7 protein-coding genes are annotated in these 7,249 nt (G+C 66.2%); 3 read left to right on the top strand and 4 right to left on the bottom strand.

The window, feature by feature from the left end; genetic code table 11:
- The 3 genes from VEY12_01790 to VEY12_01780 form a co-directional block, all read right to left on the bottom strand.
- Positions 1-156, bottom strand: a 156-nt coding sequence (locus VEY12_01790; GenBank protein ID HYM38863.1) for a VOC family protein, incomplete at its 3' end; no start/stop codon positions are given.
- A 148-nt stretch (positions 157-304) separates the two neighbouring features.
- Positions 305-1,798: an aldehyde dehydrogenase family protein gene (locus VEY12_01785; GenBank protein ID HYM38862.1), complete on the bottom strand. Its 1,494-nt coding sequence runs from the start codon at positions 1,796-1,798 to the stop codon at positions 305-307.
- Positions 1,799-1,838: 40 nt separating this feature from the next.
- Entirely contained in the window at positions 1,839-2,249 is a 411-nt protein-coding gene (locus VEY12_01780) for an SCP2 sterol-binding domain-containing protein (protein HYM38861.1), read from the bottom strand.
- 217 nt (positions 2,250-2,466) lie between these two features.
- On the opposite strand from VEY12_01780, the gene VEY12_01775 reads away from it, so the two are divergent.
- Positions 2,467-3,123 carry a DUF981 family protein gene (locus VEY12_01775; GenBank protein ID HYM38860.1) on the top strand — a complete coding sequence of 219 codons (657 nt, stop codon included), beginning with the start codon at positions 2,467-2,469 and terminating at the stop codon, positions 3,121-3,123.
- An 88-nt stretch (positions 3,124-3,211) separates the two neighbouring features.
- On the opposite strand, the gene VEY12_01770 is transcribed toward VEY12_01775, so the two are convergent.
- A complete protein-coding gene (locus tag VEY12_01770) occupies positions 3,212-3,484 on the bottom strand; it encodes a hypothetical protein (protein HYM38859.1) in 273 nt (90 codons plus the stop codon).
- A 542-nt stretch (positions 3,485-4,026) separates the two neighbouring features.
- Here VEY12_01770 and VEY12_01765 point away from each other — a divergent pair.
- Positions 4,027-5,916 carry a GNAT family N-acetyltransferase gene (locus VEY12_01765; GenBank protein ID HYM38858.1) on the top strand — a complete coding sequence of 630 codons (1,890 nt, stop codon included), beginning with the start codon at positions 4,027-4,029 and terminating at the stop codon, positions 5,914-5,916.
- Between the two features lie 529 nt (positions 5,917-6,445).
- On the top strand, positions 6,446-7,249 hold an 804-nt coding region (locus VEY12_01760), incomplete at its 3' end, for a hypothetical protein (protein ID HYM38857.1).

Below are 7,249 nucleotides of genomic sequence, written 5' to 3'. Positions count from 1 at the left end.
GGGCATACCCTGGTCGTCGACGGGGCCCGTGCTCACCATCGTGTAGTCCATGCCGGGCATTTCGTTCATCTTCCATCCGAAGGTCGCCGCGTAGAACTTCCGGGCGCGATCGGGCTTGTCCGCCGGGATCTCAAAGTGTCCAACTTCGCCAGTCATGGGGCTTCCCCCGGCGGGCCGATTCGGGCGGACGCTATGAACCTTTGGCGCATGGATTCCGACGGTCTCGCGGCGGGACTCGGTTCGCCCACTCGAGTCCCAAAACGGCTCGGTGAGGGGCGGTCCACCGCGGTGGACTTCACGCACCTCAACGGACAACGACGCCGTAGGCGATCTCGTCCAGATCGCTCCCCTCCGCTGCGCTCACGAACAGGTGACGCGTCTGGGTGCACTCCAGGATTCCCTCGTACCCGAGCTCCCGACCGATGCCGCTCGCCTTGAACCCGCCCCGGGGGGCGGCGGCCGAGAGGAGGTGGTAGTCGTTGATCCAAACCGTCCCGGCCTCCATGCGGCTCGCGACGCGCAGCGCCTTGCGTTCGTCCTTCGTCCAGATGCCGCAGGCGAGTCCGTAGGCCGTCGCGTTCGCCCGCTGCACGGCCTCGGCCTCGTCCGCGAAGGGGATCACGGAGAGCACGGGGCCGAAGATCTCCTCCTGGACGACCGGCATGTCCAGGGAGAGGTTCGTCAGGAGGGTCGGGGGATAGTAGCTTCCCCCCCGCGGGACTTCGTTTGCGACGGGCCTCTGATAGAACAGGGTCGCGCCTGCGTCCAGGCCGTCCTGGACCATCCCTTCGATCTTCGCGAGTTGCTCCGACGTCGTGATCGCGCTGATGTCCGTCTCCATGTCCATGGGATTCCCCGGCTTCATCCGGGCGAGATGCTCCCGCAGCCTCCGGAGGAACGCTTCCTGGATGGATTCGTGGACGAGGAGGCGGCTGCCCGACTCGCAGAGCTGCCCCGAGTTCAGGTAGTTGCCGAAGACCACGCCTTTCGCCGCCTTGTCGAGGTCCGCGTCGGGGAACACGATGTTGGGCGACTTCCCTCCGAGTTCCAGGGTGACCTTCTTCAGGCTCGAGGCAGCGGCCCGGAGGAGCTTCTTCCCCGTGGCCGTGGAACCCGTGAAGCTGACCAGGTTGACCCGGTCGTCCTTCGCGAGGGCATCGCCCACGACGTGGCCGTCGCCTGTGACCACGTTGAGCACCCCATCCGGGAAGCCGACCGACTTGGCATCCCGCGCGAGCTCGAAGGCCGTGAGGGGCGTGAAGTGAGACGGCTTGAGGACGACCGTATTGCCCGCCAGGATGGCGGGAGCGATCTTCCACACGGCCATCAGCAGGGGGACGTTCCATGGCGCGATGGCGGCCACCACGCCCAGGGGCGCATACTGGACGAGGCCCCTCGTGCCGGGGAACTCGGGATGGCGGATCCGCCGCGTGAATCGGAAGCTGCTCGGGGCGGCGAAGTACCGGAGGTGCTCGATGGCCAGGGGCACATCCAGGAGGGTGCTCTGGCGCAGGGTCTTCCCGGTGTTCAGCGACTCCAGCCGCGCGTACTCCTCGGACCGGTCCTGGATCCGCTCCGCGAGTCGGAGGAGGAGCTTCCTTCGAGTTGCGGGCGGCGTATGATTCCAGCCGGTCTGGAAGGCGTGGAGCGCGCTCTCCACGGCTTCGTTGGCCTTCTCCGCGCCCGCCTTCACGATGCGGGCGATTGCCTCCCCGTCCACGGGGCTGTGGAGTTCGACCTCCTCGCCCTCGGGGTCCCACGCTCCGTCGACGAAGTTGGCGTACTGTGGCAGCACCATGTCCACCCTCCCGTGTCGTCTCCCTGGAACGAAGAGTCCCTCAGCCGAAGTCGCTGTCCACGGCGGTCGTCGCGTTCACCATCTCCTTGGCCGCGCGGCTGTAGCGCATGATCTTCATCATGCTGCCCTTGAGCTTGAACTTCCCCGTCATGAGCCCGCGGATGGGATCGATCTCTCCCTTCAGGAGCCGCACCCAGTTCCGGTAGGGGCCGATGTAGCTGAACTCCGCCCGGGGCAAGGAAGACGGGTCCTCCTCCGCGTACCCGTGCTTCCGGCATTGGCCATGGAACAGGTCGAGGTACATGTAGCAGTCCTTGGCCAGCCCCTCGTCCTTCTGGACGACGAAGAGGATGTCCCCCTCCCAGGTCTTGCCCGCATCCCGGTACGCCACGCTCGCATCCAGCTTCGCCACGTAACTGTCGACCCAGGCCTGGCTCGGAAATCGAGGCATGACCCGGGAAAGGAGGTTCGGGAGCAATATGGTTTCTCGCCGCTTGTCACGAGAGCACGACGGGGGTGAGAGTCTCCGGCGAGGCCCTCGCTGTGCCGATCCCGCTTCGCGCCCCTCCCTCTTCTACCGCTGTCGTGGGTTCGGGCGCGCTTCCATATACCCGGAGACGGTTTTCGGTGCACCGGAATCCCGAGGAGGCCGGTCCAGGAGGCGAGGTATGGCGTTCGTCGATCCGCTCGCCCTGCAGCTGTTCACGCTGGCCTTCGTGGCCGGGCTCCTGTTCTATTCCGGCGTCGTAGGGTACATGGCGTACTCCCGCCACGGCCACCACCGCGCGTACGAACACCTTCGCGGTGCGGTCGTGCCGCTCGCAGGCATCGGCGCCATCGTGTTCGCGATCGGGATCTGGGGCGAGGTCACCTGGCCGCTCCCGGGAGCCTTCAACATCCTGTTTTACGACCCGTACTCCCTCCTGGGCGTCATCCTGATCGCCTTTGCGGTCTCCGTGCTCCTGCGACTCCGCACGCAGTACGTCGGATTCCTCGCCGGGATGACGGGCGCCCTGAGCATCTACTACGGCGTCAACGCGTATCAGCTCGGGATGACGCAAGAGCCGCTCTCCATGCTCTTCCTGTACGTCGCGCTCGGCGGGACGGCGGTCCTCACGTTCCCGGTGACCGTGTACATCGACCGCATGGTCGTGGAGCCCGAGCTCGAGAACGCGCCGGAGGAGGCCAAGAAGCCCCTCACCCTGCCGTGGAAGCTCGCGTACAGCGGGTTCCTGCTCTTCCTGCTCTTTGCCGCGGCATCGGCCATCCTCGCCCTGGCCATCGGCGGCGGCGCCCTCTCCTCCCACCTGGCGAGCCCGCCGTAGCATCGTGACTTCGGGCGCCCGCGGGCAAATCGTACCGCTCGCACGTCTATGGCAATGCCCGTGCCCGTGGGGCGCGGCCGACAGACGACTATGGCCTCCGCTTGGTCTCGGACAGGAGCGAGTCCAGGGCGGACATCGCCTCGGAATCTTGCCTTCGCCGGGTGGGGGCTTTCGGGAGCAGCAGCGAGGTGAGGACCAGGGACAAACCCACGGAGGCGAGGATCGAAACACCTAGGAACGGCGAGACGACTTGGACCACGGTTTGGAGCGGCCAGTAGGCCGCTGCGATCGCGAGGAGGGCGATCATGGAGGCGGCGATGAGCGTCGTCCCCGCGATCAGCATCCTGCCCTTGGTCGACATGAACTCAGGGCGTCCGGGATGCTCGTCCCCAGATAAAAGGGAGGGCCATGCCATCGGGTCGGCGGATGGCCCGCCGGGCGGCTCCTCGGTTGCCAGCCCCTCGTGCGCAAGGTCCCCGTTGGTATCGAGTTCCGGGCACCGTCGCGTTTCCGAGAACTGTCTCCAAAGCCCCCGGGAGACGGACCTTCCAACCCGATTGTCCGGCGGGGGAGCGGGCAGGGACCCGCATGCCGCCGGATACATGCCGTCTGTGCTCCGAGACAGGAGGTTATTTAGACAACGGTCCCTACTGCCTCTCCGGGTCGGGAGTTCGAGCTCGAGACGCGCTGGACAAACGGTCCGGGCAGGCGTCATGGGAGAAGGCTGTGATGTCCAGAGTGAGTCTCCGCGCGGGGCCGGCACAGGGACGATCTTTCGGCGTAGGCGGTGCGAGCGCTTCGTGGTTCGTCGTCCCGGGATCCGGTGGTTCCGCTCCGCCTAGCGGGCCGGAAGAACGAGTCCGGGTGTTCCGCGGTTTGCGCGGTCTCGAGGAGCTCCGTCCCGTGTGGGACGCCATCTCGGCTCCGACGGCCAGTCCCATGCTGAGCCACGCGTGGATTCGCGCATGGGCGGAGGTCTACCAGGTCGACTCCGACCTCGAGTTCCGAGTCGCCGGTGAGGGTCGCGCCGCCGCGATTGCACCTCTCGTCCGAGCGAGGCGCGGAGGGCCCCGGTTCGAGCTCGCCGGGCCGGACAACCTGCTCGAGGAGATGGACTTCCTGTATGCGGACGGGACGCACGTCCCCGAACTGGCAACGGCCCTCGTCCGGGCTCGCCTTCCCTTGCGGCTTTGGCGGGTTCCGGCCGAGTCGCCGGTCATCCCCGCCTTGACCGAAGCCTCCCGAGGCCGGGCCTTGATCCGACGCTGGGTAGGCACGGCTTCCCCTTCGCTCCCACTCGATCCGACCTGGGTGAACGCCGCGGACCACCTGGATTCCCACCGGCGGTCCAACCTCCGCCGCGCTCGAAGGATCGCGGAGAGTTTGGGTCCCGTCACGACGGAGATTCTGACCCCCCGACCCGACGAGGTCGAGCGACTCCTGGACGAGGCCTACGCGGTCGAGGCCGCGGGCTGGAAGGCGCGTGAAGGTTCGCCGCTGTCCCGCGACCGCCTCCTGGGTGCGTTCTTTCGGAGGTACGGCAAAGCCGCGGCCGAGAGCGGTGAGTTTCGGGTTTGTTTCCTCCGCATCGGGGGGCACACGGCCGCGATGAAACTCGCGTCGGTCACCGGGAACCGATTCTGGCTCCTTGCGATGGGCTTCGCGGAGGAGTACGAGCGGTGCTCGCCGGGAACCCTGCTTCTCATGGAGACCATTGCGTATGCCGCGCGGTCCGGTCTGGACACGTACGAGTTCCTCGGAGGCGACGAGCCTTGGGTCCGCGCCTTGAATCCCACCCCGCGTCCCTGCGTGGCCATGCGAACGTACCCGTTCGGGCTCCTCGGCGCGATGGCTCTCGCCTCGGATGGATTCGATCGAGTTCGTTCCCGGCTGCGAGCCGTGCGCGCGCCCGTGGGCCGGTTCTACGCGGACATGGAGCAACACCTGGCACGGGCCTACTCCGCGGGTCCCACCCCTGAGGATGCCGTCCGAAAGGCAGCGTGGCTGGCCGGCATGGGCTATGGGACCATCGTCGGCTACATGCACAAGGACAACGAGGATCCACGAAGCGTCTCGCGGTCGACCCTGGCCTCGCTCGAAGGGGTGGCGGCGAAGCGACTCGACTGCTACGTCTCGATCAAGGCGCCGGCCTTTGGCTTCGACCGCCGGCGCATTACCGAGATTGTGACGTCCGCGCAAGCGAAGGACATCCGGATTCACTTCGATGCCTTGGCGGCCACCGACGTGGACCCGACCTTCTCCCTGATCCGGGAGATGCAGGCCTTCCACGGGAACCTGGGCTGCACGCTTCCGGGTCGATGGAAGCGTAGCGCCGAGGATGTCGAGCGGGCCGTGGATCTTGGCGTGAACGTACGGGTGATCAAGGGGGAATGGGCCGACCGGAAGGAGCACGAGCGAGATCCTCGAGTTGGATTCCTGGATATCGTCGAGCGCCTCGCAGGGCGGGTTCCTCGGGTGGGCGTCGCCACCCACAATCCGACTCTGGCGCGGAAGGCCGTTCGTCGGCTCCGGGCCGCCGGGACGCCCTGCGAGATTGAGGTGGTCCGGGGCTACCCGATCCACCGCGTGCTCCCCGTGGCCGTCGAGGAGAAGGTCCCGATGCGCGTGTACGTTCCCTACGGCAACGTCGCATTCCCGTACACGCTGGAGCAGGTGCTCCGGCGACCCCGCATCGCCGTGTGGGTGCTGCGGGATGTCTTTCGTGGGGGCACGTCGGTCGTGCCGCCGGATCCCCGAAGGAGCTCCGGCACGGGGCCGATCGGGTCGCGGTAAAGAAGCCCAGAGCGACGGGTGGAGCACCCCCATCGTCGGAGCGGCTCGCGGCCGTAGGGCATGCTACCCGTGCGCCCACGTGAACGTCCGCGCGGAATCGCTCACACATCGTCCGCGCGTCGGTTTTCGCCGGCCAACCAGAAAGTTACTTATGGGGCAGGCAGTTGGGTTCCGCGCACGAACCGCGAACGGTTGTTCGACCCGCCTCGGTGAATCCCTCTTTGGCCCAACGAGGATTCGGGGGGCCCTGCGTCGGTCGGGCAATCGCTCGGCATCACGCTGTGTCGAGATGAACTCCCTTGGCCGTGTCGGTGGCGTCGTCTGTCTGTTGCTCCTATTCGTGATGCTCGCTCCGCCGGGCGGTGGGCCGCTTTTTTCAGTTCGTGGGCCGCTTCTTTCAGTTCAAGCGAACACGGGATGCCCTGAGAGCACGAACGCGTTCGGATCCCAGTCGCTCACCGGGGATTGCACAATCACCGCGGACACGGTCTGGGGAAATGGGACACTAACCCTGGCGGGAAGTCTGAACGTGAACGGCGGCGTCACGCTCACCCTGTGGAACCTCGTGGTCAAGTTCTCCCAGACCGCCGACCTCCAGCACGTGCTGTCCGTCGGGGGCACGCTGGTGGTCCGCGGGGGTGGGCTCGGATCGAACGACGCGTTCCACTGGTCCCTGATTTCCACGGGGCGGGTGGACCTGGAACGCACGAACGTCTCCAATGCGGGGAGCGGCACGACGGCCGGGTTGGACATCCTCGGAGGCTCGAACAACATCGTGGCGTACTCTCGCCTCTCGGGTCTGCGCCTCCGCATGCTGAGCAACCACAACGACTACTTCGGCTACAACAACGTGTCCAACTACGACGACAGCGTGACGAACCTCCATGTCCTACAGGTCGGTGCGAACTCGACCGTCGAGCACAACGCCTTCTGGAACGTCACCTCAGGGCAGCAGTCCATCATTTTGTCCTACCAGAACTGGGGCAACGTGGTGATCTTCGCCAACGACATCAAGTACCGGACCAACGGGAACAACGCCATGGGCATTGAGATCGTGCATCTGTCCTCCACGGACACGACCGTCAAGCCCGCGGGGTACCTGGTCACGGAGACCTGGAACAATCTCACGATCTACTACCGCTCGGCCGGGACCAATGACATCCCCTTCGACAACGAGTATTCCGAGCGTCTCTACATCGCGTACAACCACGTCAGCGGACTCACGGACGGTTGCCTGCAAGGCGGCGGCCTCACCAACTCCCTGATGGAACACAACACGTGCAAGGGCAGCGGGATCGGGGGTTCCTTCGGCATCTACGACTACATCAGCGAC

It is taken from the genome of Thermoplasmata archaeon, assembly GCA_035632695.1.
GTDB lineage: Archaea > Thermoplasmatota > Thermoplasmata > RBG-16-68-12 > RBG-16-68-12 > RBG-16-68-12.
Note: the sequence above shows the minus strand (reverse complement) of the source record. Positions and strands in the feature narration are given on the sequence as shown.

Excerpts from the sequence above, each read along its gene's own strand:
- VEY12_01785 (HYM38862.1), bottom strand. The coding sequence starts at position 1,798 with ATGGTGCTGCCACAGTACGCCAACTTCGTCGACGGAGCGTGGGACCCC.
- VEY12_01780 (HYM38861.1), bottom strand. The coding sequence starts at position 2,249 with ATGCCTCGATTTCCGAGCCAGGCCTGGGTCGACAGTTACGTGGCGAAG.
- VEY12_01775 (HYM38860.1), top strand. The coding sequence starts at position 2,467 with ATGGCGTTCGTCGATCCGCTCGCCCTGCAGCTGTTCACGCTGGCCTTC.
- VEY12_01770 (HYM38859.1), bottom strand. The coding sequence starts at position 3,484 with ATGTCGACCAAGGGCAGGATGCTGATCGCGGGGACGACGCTCATCGCC.